This window comes from Campylobacter sp. RM16192 (assembly GCF_004803855.2).
In the GTDB taxonomy this organism is placed as follows: Bacteria; Campylobacterota; Campylobacteria; order Campylobacterales; family Campylobacteraceae; genus Campylobacter_A.
The window spans coordinates 488,934-509,368 of the sequence record NZ_CP012552.1 but is presented as its reverse complement, the minus strand read 5'-3'; the positions used below and the strand labels follow the sequence as shown (position 1 = coordinate 509,368).

Sequence of the window (20,435 nt, the reverse complement as noted above, 5' to 3'; positions counted from 1 at the left end):
CTACCTTTGAATAATTTTAATTTGTGGTGCACTTTGTGCATTAAAAGATCTTACAAAAACAATAGCATCTTTGTTTTTGTCTATCTCACCAGTTTGTAGTAACACGTTATCAGGAGTCCTTAGCTCGAATTTGCCATCATTTTTCAGAACCGCGACTTGTGCAGTCTTAGGAAGACCTGTCCAAGATCTTATATCAGATTTCGTCACATAAGCTGTTATTAAAGATACCCCTATGCTTAAAAATCCTCCTGTAGGATCATTTTTAGCTACAGCAGCATTAATAACTGTCTTTACAATACCTTGAGCTATAGTTTGAGCAATTATACCAGGAAGTTCTGTCTTAAACTCAGTTGCTATAATGTTATCAAAATTTGCAATTTCATGAGTTTGTACTCCGTTTACGCTAAGCATACCATAACTTGGCAAACGTTTTTTAAGAGTCGGAAAAGATATGCTAGTTGAGGCAAATTGATTTTTTTGAAAATCTATTAAAAATGGAATGGTCAAATTAAAAGAGTCTTTTTCTACACCCATACCATCCTCGTATATCAAGAATATGTAGTTTTCATTATTATTTTTTACAGAATTTGCTCTGCTTTTAAAAATTTTATCAATAGCTTCAAAATTTTTATCATCAGGATGAGCTATGACAATCTCTCTAAATTTATCAGCTGCATTTACATAGTCTTTGTCCATAAAGAAAAATACTGAAGCTAGATAGGTTGCATAAGGATTTGTGAAAACTTCAGAAGCGCTAAATTCTTTGAATAATGTATCATAATAAGCATTAGCCTGCTCCGCATTTTTCATATTTTGTTGATAATTAGGATCTTTTTTTGCTTTTTCAATCTCATCCCTGCTCTTTTCTATTTGAGCTGCAAAATAATCTTTGGCCTTATCCTGTCTTAAAAGAGCTCTATTAAACTCAACTCTGGCATTTTCAAAATCGTTTAAACTCATAAAATTTAGACCCTTGTAGACATTGACCATAATTCTCTCGTATAGGCTTCCATCATAGTCAAATAATGTGTCACTCAAAACTGTTCCTACAACCGTTTTACCAACTTTTGATCCAGTATCCTCTAAATCAACATCAACTTTATAAGATTCCTCTGCAGCATCAAAAAAATAGTTGCTTGCATTATAATCCCCGCAGTTTCTAGTCATAAGTCCTGCATTTACCCCTGTATAAATGACATCATCTTTTTTTTCTACTAAAGCCTTTTTTTCATTTATAATATTTTGATCGCAGACCCCTATTTCCATTGCTTTTTCATAATTCAAATTTGCAGATTTTTGACTCACGCAACCACTAAAGACCAAGACCAACAATAAACCAGATAACAAATGTTTATGATACATTTAATATTCCTTTATATTTTAAATAAATAATAAATGTATTATATCCAAAATGAGTATTAAAATATAATATAAAATTAGGATTAGTTATGTAAAATACTGATATATGTTTTAATTAATTCTAAAAAAATTTTTATAGATATATATGGTAAGTAATTATTTAAAAACTAATGATTTTTGACAATATTTTAATATTTTGTTAGTATTTTTAAATATTACATATTGTTTTGAATGCACTATATCCACAATCTTTTATTTTTTTGAAAATTGTATTTTTTACGTTTAGATATATTTTTACAAAAATCTCTTGATTGTTCCTAAATTGGTCAGAAAAAACATTGTAACAATAGTAATTAAAAACAATAATTTTTTAAAATCAAAACTCAATAAAATCATATAATAAAGTATTAGCTAGAAAAAAAGAAGATATTTAAATACAAAGAAAAATTTAAATGGTGGAGCGAGGTCACTCGAATAGTCCATCTAAATGCCATTAAATAGCTATTTAAAACTTTAAGTTTAAAAAAGTCCCTTAATTAGTCCCTTATTTACTTTTTATTTTAAAACTATGGGCTCCTTATGCTCTGTATTATAACATATTCTGGCATATATAAGGGCTAAGATTTTTATTTTATTTTCATATAAATTAGATGTATTTTTTGCAGTTATACTATTGAATTATTTGCTATTATATAGAAAATGCGTAAGTCTTTCATTATAAAAGTGCTAAAAATTCTGCTACAACTTTGAAAAAACGTTATTAATATCAAAAAGCATCGCAGATAATATAATAAATATTACTAATAAGATAATAAGGTGTAATTTTAGCTTTACATTTGCTTTGCAGATATTAGATTTTAGGAGTTAAGATTTTAAGAATAAAGGATTAAAGAGTTTTAAACTAATTACAAAAAATAGTAGACCAAGTATTATTATATACTATGGTTTTATATCATCGATTTAGGTTTTTCAAAATTTAAAACAATAAAACCTAGATTCTATACAGAACTAGCTACTTCAGTAAAATAAAGTAAATTTGAAAAGTTCTTAATAAATTTTTCATAATTACTTTAATACAATAATTTCTATATATCATACTGAAAGGTTAAATAATAAAAAAATCCATGAGCTTTATAGTTGCTGCAATGATGGTTTTAGGTATAACAGGTTGCGGTGATGAAAAGGTAAGTACGGTAGAGTTTTATGAAAAGAATGATGCCGCAAGAGAGGCAACACGGTTTTTTAAAAAGAGTCGTTTTTTTATATAAAAATCAATAAGTTATTGCAACAGAGCCAATAAGAATTTGCTATAAAATAATTTTTATAGCAACAACTAATGGCAAAAACATAACCGTAAAGTTATATTTTTGCTGACTAAAAAGCACGTATAAATTTTAAAATTATTTATCATGCTAGTGCTTTTTATCCTGTCCGGTAAAGGACCTTACAGCAAGCTCACATGAGCTTGCTAAGTAAGTATTAGCGATATAGCTATAACGCATCGGTGTGATTTACTACATGTAATTGAATTTGACACAGTCCAATCCAAAAGTCAGACTAGTTTTTTATCTCTTGCAATGACTATATTCTAAAAGTCATCATTTATATTTTCTTCAATTTTGTGTTTATAAACAAAATCAATAGTGTTTTCTTAGATGTACTTCAATTATCACTATTTTTTTGCAATGCTTGATATAAAAGAGTGATACAAAAAACCAGACACCTTTTTAATAGCATATTAGACTAATTACTTAAATTCGTCTAAAATCAAATAATCTATAGTGCAATTCCCAGTTCACTTAAAGAATTTAGATGGTCGCCATACCACTGCATTAGCCTACTCTTTTTCTCTTGTGTGCTTCTATTTCTTTCATATGACTGTTTTATAGCATTAGTCTCTTTGTGAGCTAGACACTCCTCTACCGTCTTTTCTGTTATACCAAGAGAGATAAGTTCATCATCATAAAGCGAGCAGATAGTTTTAAAAGTTGCTCTAAAGCCGTGAGCTGTAGCTACTCCATTATATTTATTTTTGTGTCCTAAATTTCCAATAGCCTTGGTAAGAGCGTCTCTATGGATATGACCATATTTAGCCACTACACTAGGAAATACGAATTGACTGTTTTTAGAGAACATATACTGCTCTTTTAAAACAGCTACTGCGTATGTGCTTAGACAGACTATATGTTCCTCTCTCATCTTCATATCAACAGATGGTATTTTCCATAGTCCTTTTTCAAGGTCAATGTCAGCCCACTTTACTGAGACAGTATTTATAGGTCGATTTGCAGTGAGAATTTGCAAATAAACTGCTCGTCTAGTTGAAAGCTCCATTTTATTATCATTTCTAAGATCTGTTAGAAATTCAGCTATTGAAACCTCATCAGATAAAGCAGGTATTCTATTATCAACTCCACTCTTTTTGTTAAACATATGAACAGTAGGAAAGTCATTATGAAGTCTATATGTAGGATCCGTAGTAATATATCCATATCTAAGTGCTGGAGCCAATATGCCTCTTATATCATTTATGATCCTATGAATGGTTTCAAGTCTAGAACTTGTCGGATTTTTTGGATTAAACAGACCAATTAAAACCTTATATAGATCTGAATATGAAATTTGCTTAACATTCATTTCGCCAAATGTCGGTAATATATAAGAATTGTGCCTATTAATCATTCTTTTAATATAGCCTTGTGTGTTTCCTTGTGCAATTTTTTATTAATAAATTCTTCAAACATAGTCTTAAATATATACTTTTTATCATTTTTTTCTAATTCTTTTAAATTTTTATTACCATTTTCCGCAAGAATTTTTAAAAATTTATTAGCGTCTCTTCTGGCTTCATTAACACTATAAATACCTCTCTAAAATCAGATAGCTTATATGCAATTTCTTTTCCAATGGAGTCCTTGTATTTTAAAAAGAAACTTTTCATCCCGCTCGGGTTAACCCAAATACAAAGCTCTTTTGGTTCTCCGACAGACTTTGTATATCTTTTTTCTTTAATATCAAGTTTCCTGATATCTTTATCCAACAAATATACTCTTGACCTGTTTGCCATATCACTCCTTTCATTAGATGACTTTTAAAAAGATGCTAGTCACTTAATGAGTAGCTAGTCACCCAATTAGTCACTTAATAATTTGGAAATGATTCTAACATAAAAACTGGTAATAAGCTACAAAAATGCATAAAATAACTTATTTTAGAGGTTTAAATAAAGTATTAAGAAATAAAACAAAACTTAAGAAATACTAGAAAATAAATAAATGGTGGAAGCGAGGGGGATCGAACCCCTGTCCAAAAACAAACCACACACAGCCTCTACACGCTTAGCAAAAGTGAAAAATTCATCTAGCAAAGCTCACTTTCCAAAACCAAAAGCTAGACTAAGACAAAATTTCAGCTTATAGTTCGTCAGACCACAAACCTACTCTATCTAGGGTTACTCGCTCACGTTTTTAGATAGTATCAAAACAAGCAAGGCTCAACTGAACTTACGCAGCTTTAGCGTAAGCAGGAGCGAATTTAACGTTATTTGCGTTTAATTTTAATTTGAGCTTTTTACGCTTTGCTCAAAGCGACGTGCCACCATGTGCGCTCTGCTCCTGTCGAAGCCAAGTCGCTCCCATAAAAGGTAACTATTGTAGTTTATTTTTATTTTTTTGTCAAATATCAAGCTTTGAAGGAATTTTTACAATCATAGGATTTAAAACACTAAAAAATTCGGCATCAGCCTCTATATCTTCGCGATATTTATTAAACTGATCGCTTACAATAAGCAACCAATCTACGAATTCATCATTAGCAGGCCCTCTTAAATCCCTTGCTTCAGAGCAAATTTCTTCACTAAGAGTAGTAAGTTTTAATATAGGATCAATCTTCATAAATGATGTAGCCGATTTAATATTGTGAAAAATTCTAAATAACTCCTCTATACTACTCTTGTATCTATCCTCCCTAGCAAGATCAATTATGAGAGGTTCCATAAGCTCGCACATCATAGAATAGTGCGTTAAAAATTCTTCAACAATATCATAAGAATAGTCAATTTCAAGATTTTTCAATATCCCCATTTTTATATCCTTAAATATTCAGAGTGATTGTAGCATTTTTTTGATAAAATTAGAAAATTTAACTAAATAAAAAGTGATATAGAAATGCTTTTAAAAGAAAAAAAAATTACAATAACCGACATCAAAAACAAAAAACTAATCCAACCTATAGTTCCCATAGTTGCGATTACAGCTTATGATGCACTTTTTGCTAGGCTTTTTGATGACTATGTTGATATTATTTTAATAGGAGATAGTCTTAATCTAAGCTTCAATGGCAAGAAAGACACATTAAGTGCTTCAACTGAGATTATGATGTATCATACAAAAGCCGTTTGTGCTGGCTCAAAACGAGCTTTTAAAGTCACGGATATGCCATTTGCAAGTTATACAGACGAAAAAATGGCTATAAAAAACGCTTCTAAATTTTTCAGGCAAACAGATGTAGATGCCGTTAAATTAGAGGGTGGACTAAGAGTAACAAAAACTATTAAAAGGCTTTGTGAGGAGGGAATAAGCGTAATGGGGCATATAGGACTTATGCCTCAGCAAGTAAGATTTGAAGGTGGATACAAAGTAAAAGGTCGCATAAGTGATGATGAAAATAGACTTATCGAAGAGGCAATGGCAATAGAGGAGGCTGGAGCATTTTCTATGGTTATTGAAGGAGTTATAGAAAGCGTGGCCGAAAAAGTAGCCAAAAGTGTTAAAATACCGGTTATAGGTATAGGTTCAGGAGTTAATGTAGACGGGCAAATTTTAGTCTGGTCAGATATGCTAGGTCTATTTGAAGAGTTTAAACCAAAATTTGCAAAGCATTATATCGATGGCTCAAATTTAGTTCGTGAAGCGGTGCAAAAATACGCGGAAGAAGTAAAAAATAGGGCATTTCCAAGTGAAGAATACAAATATAAAATTTAGGATAGATAATGAAATTTAAAATTTTAATATTATTTTTAATTTTTACAAGTCAAATTTTTGCTATGCAGAGTGAAATATCGCAGGCTAGAGATGCATTTGAAAAAAAAGATTACAAAAAAGTTAGAGAAATAGTAACTGAAATTTGCAATAAAGGCGATGGATACGGATGTGCCGTTTTAGGAGATATATATTATAAAGGACTAGGCGTAAAACAAGATCACAAAATAGCATACGAGTTTTTTAATAAGGCTTGCGAATTAAAAAATGGGACAGGATGCTTTGATCTGGCTTTAATATACAAAAAAGGCGAAATTGTAAGCAAAAATATAAAAAGAGTTTTTGAGCTTTATTCAAAGGCTTGCGAACTCAAAGAAGACAATGCTTGCACAAATTTAGGCGTTATGTATTATAACGGAGATGGTGTCGAAAAGGATCACCACAAAGCATTTGATCTATATTATAAGGCTTGCGAACTATACAACGGAGCCGCATGCTTTAATATAGCATCCATGATGTACGAAGGAGTATCTACTGAAAAAAATTATAAAAATGCCTTTAAGTTTTTTGATCGTTCATGTTATATGAAAAACGCTCTAGGATGCAATGCGCTAGGCATAATGTATGAAAACGGCTACGGAACAGATAAAAACGTATATAACGCCTATGATTCGTATGCGACAGCTTGTCACATGGGCAATGAAGATGGTTGCAACGCGCTTGGAATCAAATTTGAAAACGGCAAAATAGACGAAAAAAAATATGAAGAGTATGAGTCCATAGCGGCATCTTGCAAAATGGGTGATAAAGAAAGATGCGAGATATTAGCAAAGCTTTTGGAGAAATTTTAAGACGATCATGGATAGAATAGTCGAGATAGAAAAAGTAAGCTTTGAAAGCGAATTTGAAACCTCTTTAAGACCGAGCAAATTTGAAGACTACATCGGGCAAGAAAAGATAAAACAAAATTTAGATGTCTTCATAAAAGCTGCTAAAAAGCGCGGCGAATGCCTTGACCATGTGCTTTTTTACGGACCTCCTGGGCTTGGCAAGACCACTCTTGCGCACATCATCTCAAACGAAATGGGTGTAAGTATCAAGATGACGGCGGCTCCGATGATAGAAAAGAGCGGCGATCTAGCAGCCGTGCTTACAAATTTACAAGAAGGCGACGTGCTATTTATCGATGAAATTCACCGCCTAAGCTCGGCTATCGAAGAGGTGCTTTATCCTGCGATGGAGGACTTTAGGCTTGATATCATCATAGGCTCAGGACCTGCGGCACAAACGATTAAGATAGACCTGCCGAAATTTACGCTTATCGGTGCTACGACGCGAGCGGGTATGATTTCAGCTCCGCTTAGAGATCGCTTCGGGATGGATTTTAGACTGCAATTTTATAGCCATGAGGAGCTAGCCAGAATCGTTCAAATAGCCTCGGTAAAGCTTGGCAAAGAGTGCGAAAAAAGTGCCGCTCTTGAAGTCGCAAGAAGGGCGCGCGCAACTCCTAGAATCGCGCTTAGACTGCTAAAGCGGATTCGTGACTTTGCCGAAGTAAACGACGAACTCATCATCTCGCAAAAACGTGCCAAAGAGGCGCTTGACGCACTTGGAGTAAACGAAATCGGATTTGATGAGATGGATATAAAATATCTTGAAATTTTACTTGACGCTAAACGCAAGCCTTTGGGGCTAAACACAATTGCCGCCGCACTTAGCGAGGACGAAGGGACGATAGAAGACGTTATAGAGCCTTATTTGCTTGCAAACGGATTTATCGAGCGTACGGCAAAAGGACGTATCGCAAGCGGCAAGTGCTACGAGACGTTCAAGCTAAAATTTAAAGAAGACAAAGGACTTTTTGATGGTCAATAATAGTAGAATTTTCTTCGGGATTTTCGTATTTTTCGCAATCTCTTTGGTTATTTATCTATTTAAGCCATTTTTGCTAAATATTTTTATAGCCGCTCTGCTAGCGGTCGCGACATCTAATATAAACGTTAAATTTTTAGAACTTACCAAAAACAGCAAAACACTATCAGCAGCACTTACTACGGCAGTTTTGTTTTTACTATTCATCGCTCCTTTTATCTACGCCGTGATAGAGCTTACAAGACAAGCAGCTGGATTTAATATGAATAACGTTACAAACACTATTGATTACATCAAAAACTATGATTTCGCACTTCCTGCAAGTATAGATTTTTTAGAACCTAAATTTAAAGAGCTGATTGCGAATATAGATATAAAAGCGATCTCGACCAAAATTATTTCAAATTTGGCAAATATTGGTAAATTAAGTGCTAAATTCTTAACCGATATGGTCATAATCGTAGTTTTTGTATTTTTCTCTTTCGTTTACGGAAACGATCTTGTAAGTTATCTAAAAGAGGCTCTTCCTATGCAAAAGGAGGATACTCAATTCATACTTAGCGAAGTAGCAAATGTAATGAGCGTCGTGTTCTTTTCGATAATAGCCAATATGATCTTGCAAGGATTTTTATTTGCCATTATAACGATGATATTTGGATATAACGGCTTTTTAACAGGCATTATATTTGGTTTTTCATCTTTAATTCCAGTAGTCGGCGGGCTACTTGCATGGGGGCCTATCAGCCTATATGAATTTGCCAACGGAAATACGATGGGAGCGATAACAATAGCGCTTTATACTATAATTATGATATCAATAGTGGCAGATACTTTTTTAAAACCATTAATAATTAAATTTATAAATGATAGACTAGTTGAGATTCCAACTAAAATCAACGAGCTTCTTATATTTTTCGCGATGATAGCAGGCATCACAACATTTGGTTTTTGGGGCATAATACTTGGCCCAGCGATTGTGACATTCTTTCTCTCCACAATTAAGCTTTATGTCTTACTTAAAGAGAGATCCTTTGTCTAAATTAGTCACAACCAAAAGATAAACTAAGATTTTCAAGCTCGCTCTTTAGGGCTTTATGTCTATTTGAGAGGCTATTTAGCTGCTCTATTTTAGCCTCTTTTATCTCGCCAAATTCCATTCTAAGCTCATTTATAATTTTGTTTAAAAAGGAGCTATTTGATAGCATCTCATTTTCAAATTCATATAAATTAAGAGATATCAAAACCCTATCAAAAGTCTCTACACTAGTTGGGATAAATAGCGCAAAATGCAGCGGATCTTTTTCGTAAGCAATGGCGGAGTTTTCGATCTTATCTTTTATAAAATGCACAGCAATTTTTATAGCATTTTCATAGCTTGCAACTACTTTTAAATTTAGCTTTTCAAAAAACAAAGAGAGCTTGTGAAGCTTGTTAAATTTAACCGTTTCAAAATCTCTTAATATCAATCTATAAATTTGCCCCGCATAAGTTCTAATCGTGGCAAACTCAGTATCAGAGTGTATAGAAATCTCTTTAATTATATTTTCAAACTCGGATTTATAAATCAGAAATTCACGCTCTAAATTTTTATAAATTTCATCGATCTCAGCCTTAAGCTCATCCTCAAGTATAGATAAATTTCGCCTATAAATTCTAAAAAATTTACTAAGCTTTACATCATTATAAATAAGCTTTGAAAAAATCTCATCACTATCAAAGCTCATCATTTCATACTCTTGCCTTTCGTAAATATCACTCTTTAAAAGCGATTTTTTGGATATAAATTTATACTTTTTTTTAGGCTTTAAACTACTTAAAATTTCATCACTAATAAACTTTGAAATTTCCTTTATTTCATTAAAAGCCGTCTCTGTTTTTGGTTTAAATTTATTTTTAATTCGCTCTAAATTTGCATCAAGTTCAAAATCAAATTTAGTTACAATCTCTTTAGCTTTTTCGTAAATTTCACAAAAATACTCATGCTGATTTATACTTTGAGCCAAAATACTCTCGCATTTTTTTAATACAAATTTCTCTTTTATTTTTTCACTAATAAAGTATCTATCTATAGCATCCAAAACACTTTTGAAATTTGAAACAAGCATTAAATTTTCATCTTGATTTTTTCTAGCCAAATTAGCCTGCTTAGCAGAGATAGCAATAATCTCTTCAAAAATTCCATCAAATGTTATTTTCGCATGAGCCAATACATTTTCGAGCTCAAGATCGCTTAGTTTATCCTTTTGATTTAATACACAAATTGCTGTTTTACCAGTATTTTGCAAGAACTCTTTAAGATCATTTAATTCACTTGCGCGAGCGGCATTTTCTATAAGACTTAGCCAAATAACGCTTGAAACGGAATCCAAAACCTCTTTGGTTATGTTAGTATCCGAGCTTGATAGCGAATTAAGTCCAGGAGTATCGATAAAATTTACAAGTTTTAAAATAGGATTTGGCGCATATATACAAAGCTCCTTAACTTCATCCCCATAAACGCGCTGATCGACGAATTTAGCTATTTCATTCACATTTAGACTAAGCTCTTTGCCATTTTTATAATCCACTCTTAAAGAAAAATTTTCGCCATATTTTATGCGCGTGAGCCTCGCAGTTACCGGTGTAACTCCTGTAGGCAAAATATCAAAGCCCAAAAGAGCATTTAAAAAGGTCGATTTACCACTTGAAAACTGCCCTACAATAGCGATCTGAACAGGCTCGCTTAAAAATAGATCAAGCTTTCTAAGCTCATCTTTTAATTCACTACTAGGGTGAAATTTAGGCTCTAAAAGCGCATTTTCATAAGCTTTAAATCGCCCGTAAAAATCATCTCCGAAAATTTTAAAATATGTCATCTTGTAAGAGGATATAAATTTTTCAAGCATCTTTTAACTCCTCTAAAATAGAGCTCAAATCATCTCTTAATTTTTCAAAATGAATTAAATTTTCGGCTATTTCGCCACCTGTTTTGCTTAAAATTTCACTCTCTTTCGCAAGCCTTCTTTCATCCTCTTCAAAAATTATGCGTCTATGCTGCATTTTTGCGTTAAGCCTCTTTTCAAACTCATCTTTTTCAAACTTAATTAAATTAAATACAAAATTGGCAATCTTTTCATCTTTTAAAAACTCTTCTAAACTTGTATTTATACTATTTTCCAACTCTTTTGAATTTAAAAATTTACAAATTTTTTGCGCTACATCCATATATCCAAAACTGACACCTTGTGCGCTTAGATAATCTCCGATATTAAACACTTTCTCATCTGCATCAATCTTAAAATCTGCAAATTTTAAACTAATATTTGTGGCGCAAGATTTTATGCGTCTTAAAATCTCATTTCGTTTTATTCTAGCTGTAGCCAAAAGGCCGTCATTTAGAGATGTTTGAATGATGTATTTTATTCTATCTTCATCTATATTTTCTTTGCGCCTTTTAGCAAAATCAACTTCATTTAAAATCCTATCTTTAAGAGTTGTGCCGACTAATCTTAAGCTCATTAAAAAATCAGCATCAAGACTATTTATATCAATCTTCTCAAACTCACTAATAACCATATCTTCTATAGCCTTAAACTCTTCGGCAAGGGCGTCTTTTCTCTCTTTTAGATTTTTTAAATTTTGACTTAGCTCTAAATTTGAACCGGTTAAATGAAGCAAGCTCTCTTTAGTCTCTTCTAAAAACTCGCTTGCAACAGAGATAAGCTCTTTTTTGTATGCTTCCAATACAAGCCTTGATTTCTCGCTATGCTGTCCAAAAAATATCTCATAAAGATACTCTTTAAAGCTATCCACTCCGCTATCTTCATCACCTTCAAAAAACTTCTTGGCACTAATTGTAAAGAAATTAATCTCGCTTGAAATTTTATCAAGCCCGTTTGTTTTAAGCTCTTTTTCTAGACTTTTTTTAGTGTAGTTTATTACTTCGCTCAAATCCTGAACCTGCAACAAATCAGCATGTGTAAGAACTACTACAAGCCTAACTATATTAGAGCTTTTAAGCGAATTTATCAAAAACTCTACATCTTTTTGCGTAGCACTTTGACTTACATTCATTAAATGCACCATCAAGTCACACTCGTTCATATACCTTCGCGCAATCTCTTCACGCAAAAACACGACATCATCTATGCCTGGAGTGTCGACTATACATATCCCATCTCTTAAGAGCTCTAAATTTTTATATAGCTCTACAATTTTAACAGCCTTTGAAATTTCATTTTGAGCGGTAGTATAGCCTTTTAATTCCTCGGTTTTTATTTCAATCTCTTTGCCTGCAAAACGCTTTATATCATCATTTATATCTAAATCAAGCTCTCTTAACTCATTTTCGTTCCAAAATTTTACTCTCGCAAAAGAGCTATCAGAATGCTTTAGAATAGTTAAATTTACAGTTTCTGGCACATTTGAAGTACCTAAAACTTTGGTTCCCAAAAGAGCGTTTAATAGAGTAGATTTACCTGCGTTTACAACTCCGGTTACAACTACATTAAATGCAAGTTCGCTATTTTTTTGTTTTGCTTTTTTTAATCTATCTTCAAAATATCTTCCATTACAAAGAGATAAAAGTTTCTCGTAAATAGAATCTAAAGTACTCATCTTAGTATGAAAAAAATCTTTTTGTTCATTGTTTTTGTTTTGGTTTTTAATACCAGAGTTAGCAGATATGGAATTTATAAAATTTTCTAAATTTTCTAACTCTAAAGCAGTTATAATAGCTTCATTTTGAAGTCTTTTAAGGGTATCTAATAGACTATTTTTTGAAATTTTTGAGTTTAAAAGAGCATTTATTATGCCAACTTGAGCGCTTTGGACGCTGTATATGTTAGCTTTCAAATTTAATGCATGTAAAATATCCCTAAATTCGCCAATAGCAATAAATCTATCGTAATTTTTCTGATTGGTAGCCATCAAAACGGCCAGCAATCTCTCATCGCCGATAAGAAGTTTTTTCATATCCAAAAACAACTTATCACTACCCCAAATTTCACTTAAAATTTTATCCATAAATAGCTCTTTAGCAAAGATTATCAATATAAGATTTTAGTATATTTTCACTTAATGGTTGAGAAATAAATAGTATTGTAAATACAAGAGAGCCAAGAGGCTCTCTTAAAATTATTTTACTGTAGCTAGTTTGCGACGCATATATGCGATTTTACTTTGAAGCGGAAGGTGTTTTGGGCAGTTATCTTCACATCCTAGAAGAGTCATACATCCAAATACTCCGTCATCATCGCCTACAAGCTCATAGAAGTCCTCGTCTGTTCTTTTATCAAGCGCATCTATTTTAAATCTTGCTACGCGGTTAAGTCCAACAGCACCGATAAAATCAGGTCTCATTATGGCTGTTCCGCAAGCCGCTACGCAGATTCCGCACTCTATACATCTATCAAGCTCAAAAACCTCTTGCGCTACTTCAGGCTCAACTTTCTCTTCAAGCTTACTTATATCAGTCTCATGATCGGTGTGTATCCAGCTTTCTACGCGCTTACTCATCGCATTCATCCAGTTACCTGTATCCACACTTAGATCTTTTAGTAGCTTAAATACAGGAAGTGGCATAAGCTCTATTACACCGCTCTCATAATCTTTTGTAAGCGTTCTACAAGCAAGCTTTGGCGTACCGTTTACCAGCATTCCACAACTTCCGCAAATTCCAGCTCTACATACGAAGTCAAAGCTAAGATCCGGATCAAATTTCTCTCTAATAACATTTAACGCTATAAACAGCGACATACCCGGAGTCTCCTCCAGCTCATACGAAGCAAAATGTGGTTTTGAAATTTTGCTTAACGGATTATATTTAAATGCTCTAATTGTAATTTTTCTACTCATATCCTATACCTGCTCTTTCATTTGGCGCTTTATATTTTGGTTGTAACTCGTAAGGCATAAGCGCATTTTGAATTTCGTATCTACCCTTACCCTCTGCTTCCATTTTGGCACGAATCTCATCAACTTGTGCTTGGCGGATAGCACTATCAGGGTGCTCTATAATATTTCCTTTAGCTCCATATCCTCTAAATGCTGGTGGAATCTCCATCTTCATAATATCAAGTGGTTCATACTCTACTGTAGGCATTGTATCGCCCTCTTTCCAGCTTGTTATAGTTCTATTTAGCCAATTTAAGTCATCTCTTTTTGTATAGTCTTCTCTATAGTGAGCGCCACGGCTCTCTGTTCTAAGAAGCGCACCATAAGCTATACAAAGCGATAGTTTTAACATTTTTGGCACTCTGTAAGCTTCTTCTAGTTCAGGGTTTCCAAATAGATTTTTATTAGTTACTTTGACGTCAAGAGATTGCTTATAAAGCTCCTCAAGCTTTTTTACAGCCTTTTCAAGCCCTTCACCTGTCCTAAATATAGCTACGTGTTCCCACATAACATCTTTCATTCTATTTTTTATCTCAAATACGTTAAATTTACCCTCTTTTTCAAGGAGGCTATTCATATAATTTATCTGACCTTGAACAAATTTATAGATATTTTCAGTTCTAATATCTATATCGTGATTTGCACAATAATCTGCAAAATAATCACCTACAATCATACCTGCTACAACTGTTTCTGATACGGAATTTCCACCAAGACGGTTAAATCCGTGCATATCCCAGCAAGCAGCTTCTCCTGCACTAAATAATCCAGCTAGAGTAGGGCTCTCGCCTCTAGGATTTGTCTTAATTCCACCCATTGAGTAGTGCTGCATAGGAAGAATTGGCGCCCAACCTTTTGGACCCTCGTCAGCAGGATCTATTCCATTAAAAATTTGGCAAATTTCTTGAACGTCACGTAGGTTTTTCTCGATATGTTCGCGTCCAAGTATGCTAATATCTAGCCATACGTGCTCTCCATAAGGGCTCTTTACACCTTTTCCTGCACGAATATGCTCCATAATACGGCGACTTACGACGTCACGGCTAGCGAGCTCTTTTTTCTCAGGCTCATAATCAGGCATAAAGCGATATCCGTCCACGTCACGCAAAATTCCACCGTCACCGCGGCATCCTTCTGTTAGCAAGATTCCGCTTGGAACAATCGGAGTTGGGTGAAACTGAACCGCTTCCATATTTCCAAGTTTTGCCACACCTGTTTCAAGTGCTATCGCAGCTCCTATACCCTCGCAAACAACAGCGTTTGTAGTATGTTTATATACTCTTCCGTATCCACCTGTGGCTATCAAAGTGCCTTTTGAAACGTAAGCTATAATTTCACCTGTTACTAAATCTCTAACTATAGCTCCGTAGCAGCGGTTATTCTCATGAATTAAGGCTATAGCCTCTTTTCTGTCTTCAATCTCAACATTGTGTTTTAAAGCCTCATTTGCAACGGCAAATAGCATGGTGTGACCAGTAGCGTCAGCCGTATAACAAGTTCTCCATTTTTTTGTACCGCCGAAGTCACGAGAGTGAATTAGTCCATGAACCTCATCTTTTTCTACTATCGTTGTTTTTTGAGCATTGATAATAGCGCTTCTTTCACCTTTAGTAATTCTAGTCCAAGGTACACCCCAAGCGGCAAGCTCCCGAATAGCTTTTGGAGCTGTTTGACAAAACATTCTAGCTACATCTTGATCGCATCCCCAGTCGCTTCCTTTTACGGTATCCGCAAAGTGCACATCCTCATTATCACCCTCGCTCATCTTTGAGTTTCCAAGACTTGCTTGCATACCACCTTGTGCGGCAGCTGAGTGAGAACGTTTAACTGGGATAAGACTTAAAACTATAGTACTAAGACCTTTTTCACCGGCTGCAACAGCAGCTCTAAGTCCGGCAAGTCCTCCACCGATAACTAATGCATCACAATATTTTATATTCATTTCTAGCTCCTATCCATTAATGACTAAGGCCGATCCAGACGAAATCGGCAATTAATGCAATTAAAGCGAGCCCGCCAAAAACGGCAAAAATTATAGTTCTGGCCTTATTTCTTTTTGCTAACATCTCTTGTCTGCTAGCTCCTTCAATACTTACCCATTTAACATACAATCTATACATTCCAACGCCTGCGTGAACTACCATGAATACAAGCAAGGCAAGATAAAAAATTTCTAATCTAGCGAAATTTGCAGCAGAGCTATCAGCGGTAATGTGTCCGCCAAAAACTATATCTACTAAGTGTCCGCTTGCGGCAAAAAATAGTGCAAATCCTGTTAAAAACTGAAACCACCATAGAGTAGTATCAAGGTGTTTCATGCGTTTTTTGTGTCCTATAAACATCAAATATTGTCTAAAATTGGCAGGGAATTTTCTCATAGCCAAAAACGCATGAGCGATAAAGACAACAAAAATTACAGCGGCTATTACGTTTGTAATCCACCAAGTAGCTTCGCCAAACAAAAATTTAGCCTCCGCAAAGCCAACCACGGCATTGAATGCATCTTTACCAAGTAAAATGGTTGAAGTAAATACCATATGACATAGTATAAAACAGGCCAGAATAAATCCTGTTATACTTTGCCACCTGTCCCAGACCGCAGGACAGCGACTCTTTTTGCAGTCAGCCTGCCTTCCTAGAAACCCTTCTATAAGCCCACTCATGAGCACTCCTTAATATATTGTAATTTTTAGCTTTATACAAATTTTGATAAACCTAAAATTTGTATGCAATAATACTACACTGTAACTTTAATTCTTGTTAAATTATTTAGTATAATTTTTTTTTAAAAAGAAAAATATAAAAATTCCGCACAAAAACATTATAAATGATAATATCTGTCCCATTGAAAAATTTAAAAATACAAAACCTATTCCAAAGTCAGGCTCCCTATAAAATTCGCATATAAACCTTGCTATAGTATATAGGATGGCATACATAGCTATAAGCTCTCCATCGAATTTCTTAAACTTTCTATAAAAAAATAATATAATAAAAATGATTATGCCTTCTAGTAATGCTTCATAAATTTGAGATGGGTGTCTAAGCATACCTGCGACATAAATTCCCCAAGGAACATCCGTAGCACGACCGACAAGCTCTTGATTTAAGAAATTCCCAATACGACCGAAAAAATATCCGAGCGGAATAGAAAGAGCGCAAAGATCAAGGAGTGCAAGTGTATTTTGTTTATACTTCCTGCAAAAAGCGATCGTCGCTATCAAAAATCCAATAACCGCACCATGATAGCTCATACCTCTAATTCCTATAAATTCTCCGTTATAAAAAGGATTAAAAATTTGCCAAGGATGAGTTAGATAATAAAAGGTATTTGGATCATAAATGACTATATAGCCGATTCTTGCGCCTAAAATTACTCCAATTTCAACCCAGAAAAAGTAGTTATCAAGTAGAGAATCCGATATATTCATCTTATCAAATTTTACTATCAATTTAGCCACTCCAAGCGCAAGAATAAGAGCTAAAACATACATAATCCCATACCAATGAACGCTAAGTCCAAATATTTTAAAGGCTACCGGATCAAAATTATTATAGATGTTGTTCCACCAACTCATCTAGGAACAACTCTTATCTTAAATATTTTTCCCATTCCTTCGCTAAAATCCTCAAAAAGATAGCCCATAGAGCGATAAAATTTAGTTTTAGCCTCCTTTTGAAGCATTGGATATAACTTTTTGGAGTAAGGTAAAAAATATGAGCTTAAAAATACTCCCAAAATCTCTTCTGTTTTTTTATCGGCCTTAAGCTGCAATACAGAGGATAAAAATGAGAGCTGAGTAGACATGCTATCAATTTCGCTAAGCTTTAAATTTGGCTCAAATTTACATACTTTATAAAGACTTTCAAGTCTTTTTTTGTCACCTTCAAAGAAAAATTCCGCATTAAAATATTTTTTTAAATTTAAAAAATCCCCTTTGATCTCTTCTGCATTCTCCATCTCGATTGACTCTTTATATAGTTTCGAGCCTGTTAAGTTGGCTTCGTTATGATTTTTTATAATCCAATTTGAATTTTTTTTAATTTCATTAAAAATTTTTTCACTTGGATGGTTTGAAAAATTTAGTGCAAAAATTCTGCAAACCACAGAGTAAAATTCGCCAACTTTCATGCTCTAATCCTCTTAAATTTTAGTCATTTTATAACTATTTTAATAAAATTTAGATTTTTTTAAATCTTAGCCTTATTGAATTTAAAACAACGGTAACAGAACTAAAACTCATAGCGATAGCTCCATAAACTGGAGTTAAAACAAGCCCAAATACAGGATATAAAACTCCTGCTGCCACAGGAATAAATATAAGGTTATATATAAATGCCCAAAATAAATTTTCTTTTATCGTTTTCATCGTATGCTTAGCTAAATTTATAGACTGCAATACGCTTTTTAGATCGTTTTTAATTAGCACTATATCGCCAGCATCCTTTGCAATATCAGCCCCACTACTCATAGCTATACCGACATCGGCTTGCTTCAATGAAGGAGAGTCGTTTATACCATCCCCTACAAAAATAACTCTGGCTTCTTTTTGAAGCCTTTGTATGATTTCAAATTTTTCATTAGGCATAACTCCAGCAAAAACCTGCTCTATTCCAAGCTTGCCAGCGATATTTTTAGCCGTAAATACATTATCTCCTGTTAGCATTACCGGAGTTATATCTCTTAATTTTAGCTCATCTATTACCTCTTTAGCACTCTCTTTTAGAGTATCGCTAAGGCTTATAAAGCCTACGTATCTACCTTTAATAGCAGCTAAAACCACTCCATTTCCATCGTTTTGAGCTTTTAGTATTTTTTCCTTTTCTTCATTTGGAATTTCTACATTAAACTCTTTTAAAAATTCCTCATTTCCCACTATTATCTCGTTTTCATCAAGACTTCTAATGCCTCTTCCTGCAATATTTTCAAACCCGCTCTCATTTCCTAAAATTTTAATATCAAGTCTTGTTGCATATTCTACAATGGCCATTGAAATAGGATGTGAGCTTTTTGCCTCTATGGCTGCGATTGGGGCTAAATTTTCTTCATCTATGTCTGTAAAATTTACAGAAATTTTACCATGAGTCAGGGTTCCGGTCTTATCAAAAATAGCATATTTAGCAGTGTGAATGATCTCTATGACTTCGGGATTTTTGACCAAAATTCCATTTTTAGCACCAAGCGAAAGTGATGAGATAATAGCTATAGGAGTAGCAAGCCCTAATGCGCAAGGACAAGAGATTATAAGCACACAAATCGCACTTAATACTCCCTGAGTAGCATTTCCGGTGAAAGCAATCCAAACCAAAAAAGTAACAAAGGATATAACTATCACGGTTGGCACAAATATATTAGCCACCCTATCGGCAAAGCGACTAATAGGCATCTTTTTAGTACTAGCATCGCTTAATAAGTTTAAAATTTGAGCCAGCAAAGTTTGACTTGAAAGTTTAGTAACCTTTATATTAAGATATCCATTGGTATTTACAGTGCCTGCATTTACCTCATCGCCCATCTTTTTATATACGGGCAGACTCTCGCCGGTAAGCATAGAGGTATCTATCTCTGCTCCGCCATTTATAATAACACCATCGCAAGGAATATTGTAGCCCGTTTTTACGACTACTATATCCCCTATTTTAAGATTTGCCACTTCGGTTTCTACAGCTTGACCGTCTGGTTTAAGCACCAAGGCAACCTTTGGCGACATATCCATCAAGCTTTTTAGATAGTCGCCGGCCTTAGCTTTAGAGCGCTCCTCAAGATACTTCCCAAGAAGAACGAAAGTTATTATCATAGCTGAACCCGAAACATACATATGAAGCATATTTTCAGGTATAAGGTTAGGAGCTAAAAATACGAATACCGAATATAAAAATGCCATCGAGGTGCCAAGTGCAACGAGCACATTCATATCGAAATTTCTGTTTTTAAGTGCTCCAATAGCGTGTATAAAGAAATCTTTTCCGCATATCGCAAGAGTGATCAATGCCAAAAACAGCATTATAAAGGCTTTTGGCTCACTCATGTTTCCGCTCATCTCAAGCCACATTATTATCGCGCTAAAAATAGTGGCTGAGATAAAGTTATTTCTCAAATTTTTTATATGAGCGGCTCGTTTTTTCTCGAACTCTCCAAGATCTTTAGCGATTTCATAGCCAAGTTTTTTTATCTTTTCTTCTATTTTGGGACGAATACTCTCATCTTGCACTATAAATTCACCCGTAGCATTAGCGAAATTTACTTTAGCCTCTACTACTCCATCCATCTTTTTTACAGCTCGTTCAATAGCATTCGAGCAGTTTACACAGGTCATGCCTGCGATATTTAATTTGAGATTTTTCTGCATA

Annotated in this window: 17 protein-coding genes and 1 other RNA gene; 5 read left to right on the top strand and 13 right to left on the bottom strand. The window is 34.0% G+C overall.

What is annotated here, in order from left to right; translation table 11 throughout:
* Positions 1-1,362 carry a hypothetical protein gene (locus CDOMC_RS02640; protein ID WP_172127688.1) on the bottom strand — a complete coding sequence of 454 codons (1,362 nt, stop codon included), beginning with the start codon at positions 1,360-1,362 and terminating at the stop codon, positions 1-3.
* 1,121 nt (positions 1,363-2,483) lie between these two features.
* Here CDOMC_RS02640 and CDOMC_RS02635 point away from each other — a divergent pair.
* Positions 2,484-2,627 (top strand): hypothetical protein, encoded by a 144-nt coding sequence (locus tag CDOMC_RS02635; protein ID WP_172127686.1) that lies wholly within the window; start codon positions 2,484-2,486, stop codon positions 2,625-2,627.
* A gap of 508 nt (positions 2,628-3,135) precedes the next feature.
* Here CDOMC_RS02635 and CDOMC_RS02630 read toward each other — a convergent pair.
* The 4 genes from CDOMC_RS02630 to CDOMC_RS02615 all read right to left on the bottom strand — a co-directional run bounded on the left by CDOMC_RS02630 (position 3,136) and on the right by CDOMC_RS02615 (position 5,441).
* A complete protein-coding gene (locus CDOMC_RS02630; RefSeq protein WP_172127684.1) occupies positions 3,136-4,041 on the bottom strand; it encodes a tyrosine-type recombinase/integrase in 906 nt (301 codons plus the stop codon).
* A gap of 136 nt (positions 4,042-4,177) precedes the next feature.
* Positions 4,178-4,426 (bottom strand): DUF4102 domain-containing protein, encoded by a 249-nt coding sequence (locus CDOMC_RS02625; RefSeq protein ID WP_172127682.1) that lies wholly within the window; start codon positions 4,424-4,426, stop codon positions 4,178-4,180.
* A 209-nt stretch (positions 4,427-4,635) separates the two neighbouring features.
* Positions 4,636-4,995: a transfer-messenger RNA gene (gene ssrA, locus CDOMC_RS02620) on the bottom strand.
* A gap of 38 nt (positions 4,996-5,033) precedes the next feature.
* Positions 5,034-5,441, bottom strand: coding sequence for a phosphorelay protein (locus CDOMC_RS02615; RefSeq protein WP_172127680.1), 408 nt, complete (start codon positions 5,439-5,441; stop codon positions 5,034-5,036).
* 84 nt (positions 5,442-5,525) lie between these two features.
* Between CDOMC_RS02615 and panB the strand changes: the two genes are divergently transcribed.
* Genes panB through CDOMC_RS02595 form a run of 4 tightly spaced genes read left to right on the top strand, consistent with a single transcriptional unit; the run spans position 5,526 to position 9,249 of the window.
* Positions 5,526-6,341 carry a 3-methyl-2-oxobutanoate hydroxymethyltransferase gene (gene panB, locus CDOMC_RS02610; protein WP_172127678.1) on the top strand — a complete coding sequence of 272 codons (816 nt, stop codon included), beginning with the start codon at positions 5,526-5,528 and terminating at the stop codon, positions 6,339-6,341.
* An 8-nt stretch (positions 6,342-6,349) separates the two neighbouring features.
* Positions 6,350-7,189, top strand: a complete 840-nt coding sequence (locus CDOMC_RS02605; protein ID WP_172127676.1) for a tetratricopeptide repeat protein — start codon at positions 6,350-6,352, stop codon at positions 7,187-7,189.
* Positions 7,190-7,196: 7 nt separating this feature from the next.
* Positions 7,197-8,213: a Holliday junction branch migration DNA helicase RuvB gene (ruvB, locus tag CDOMC_RS02600; RefSeq protein ID WP_172127674.1), complete on the top strand. Its 1,017-nt coding sequence runs from the start codon at positions 7,197-7,199 to the stop codon at positions 8,211-8,213.
* Positions 8,203-9,249, top strand: a complete 1,047-nt coding sequence (locus tag CDOMC_RS02595; protein WP_172127672.1) for an AI-2E family transporter — start codon at positions 8,203-8,205, stop codon at positions 9,247-9,249. Before ruvB ends, CDOMC_RS02595 begins: the two co-directional genes overlap by 11 nt.
* Position 9,250: 1 nt before the next feature.
* Here CDOMC_RS02595 and CDOMC_RS02590 read toward each other — a convergent pair whose 3' ends face one another.
* From CDOMC_RS02590 to CDOMC_RS02555, 8 genes are all read right to left on the bottom strand, one after another.
* The gene (locus CDOMC_RS02590; RefSeq protein ID WP_172127670.1) at positions 9,251-11,095 is read right to left on the bottom strand and encodes a dynamin family protein; all 1,845 of its coding nucleotides are present in this window, start codon (positions 11,093-11,095) and stop codon (positions 9,251-9,253) included.
* Positions 11,088-13,214, bottom strand: a complete 2,127-nt coding sequence (locus CDOMC_RS02585; RefSeq protein WP_172127668.1) for a dynamin family protein — start codon at positions 13,212-13,214, stop codon at positions 11,088-11,090. The genes CDOMC_RS02590 and CDOMC_RS02585 overlap by 8 nt, the downstream gene beginning before the upstream one ends.
* 111 nt (positions 13,215-13,325) lie before the next feature.
* Complete coding sequence (locus tag CDOMC_RS02580; RefSeq protein WP_170019382.1) at positions 13,326-14,045, bottom strand: fumarate reductase iron-sulfur subunit; 720 nt, start codon at positions 14,043-14,045, stop codon at positions 13,326-13,328.
* Positions 14,038-16,026: a fumarate reductase flavoprotein subunit gene (locus CDOMC_RS02575; protein ID WP_172127666.1), complete on the bottom strand. Its 1,989-nt coding sequence runs from the start codon at positions 16,024-16,026 to the stop codon at positions 14,038-14,040. Before CDOMC_RS02575 ends, CDOMC_RS02580 begins: the two co-directional genes overlap by 8 nt.
* 16 nt (positions 16,027-16,042) lie before the next feature.
* Entirely contained in the window at positions 16,043-16,747 is a 705-nt protein-coding gene (locus CDOMC_RS02570) for a fumarate reductase cytochrome b subunit (RefSeq protein WP_172127664.1), read from the bottom strand.
* Positions 16,748-16,849: 102 nt separating this feature from the next.
* The gene (gene lgt, locus CDOMC_RS02565) at positions 16,850-17,662 is read right to left on the bottom strand and encodes a prolipoprotein diacylglyceryl transferase (protein WP_172127662.1); all 813 of its coding nucleotides are present in this window, start codon (positions 17,660-17,662) and stop codon (positions 16,850-16,852) included.
* A complete protein-coding gene (locus tag CDOMC_RS02560) occupies positions 17,659-18,216 on the bottom strand; it encodes a hypothetical protein (RefSeq protein WP_172127660.1) in 558 nt (185 codons plus the stop codon). The genes lgt and CDOMC_RS02560 overlap by 4 nt, the downstream gene beginning before the upstream one ends.
* A gap of 49 nt (positions 18,217-18,265) precedes the next feature.
* Positions 18,266-20,434, bottom strand: coding sequence for a heavy metal translocating P-type ATPase (locus tag CDOMC_RS02555; protein ID WP_172127658.1), 2,169 nt, complete (start codon positions 20,432-20,434; stop codon positions 18,266-18,268).
* Between the last annotated feature and the right edge of the window lies 1 nt (position 20,435).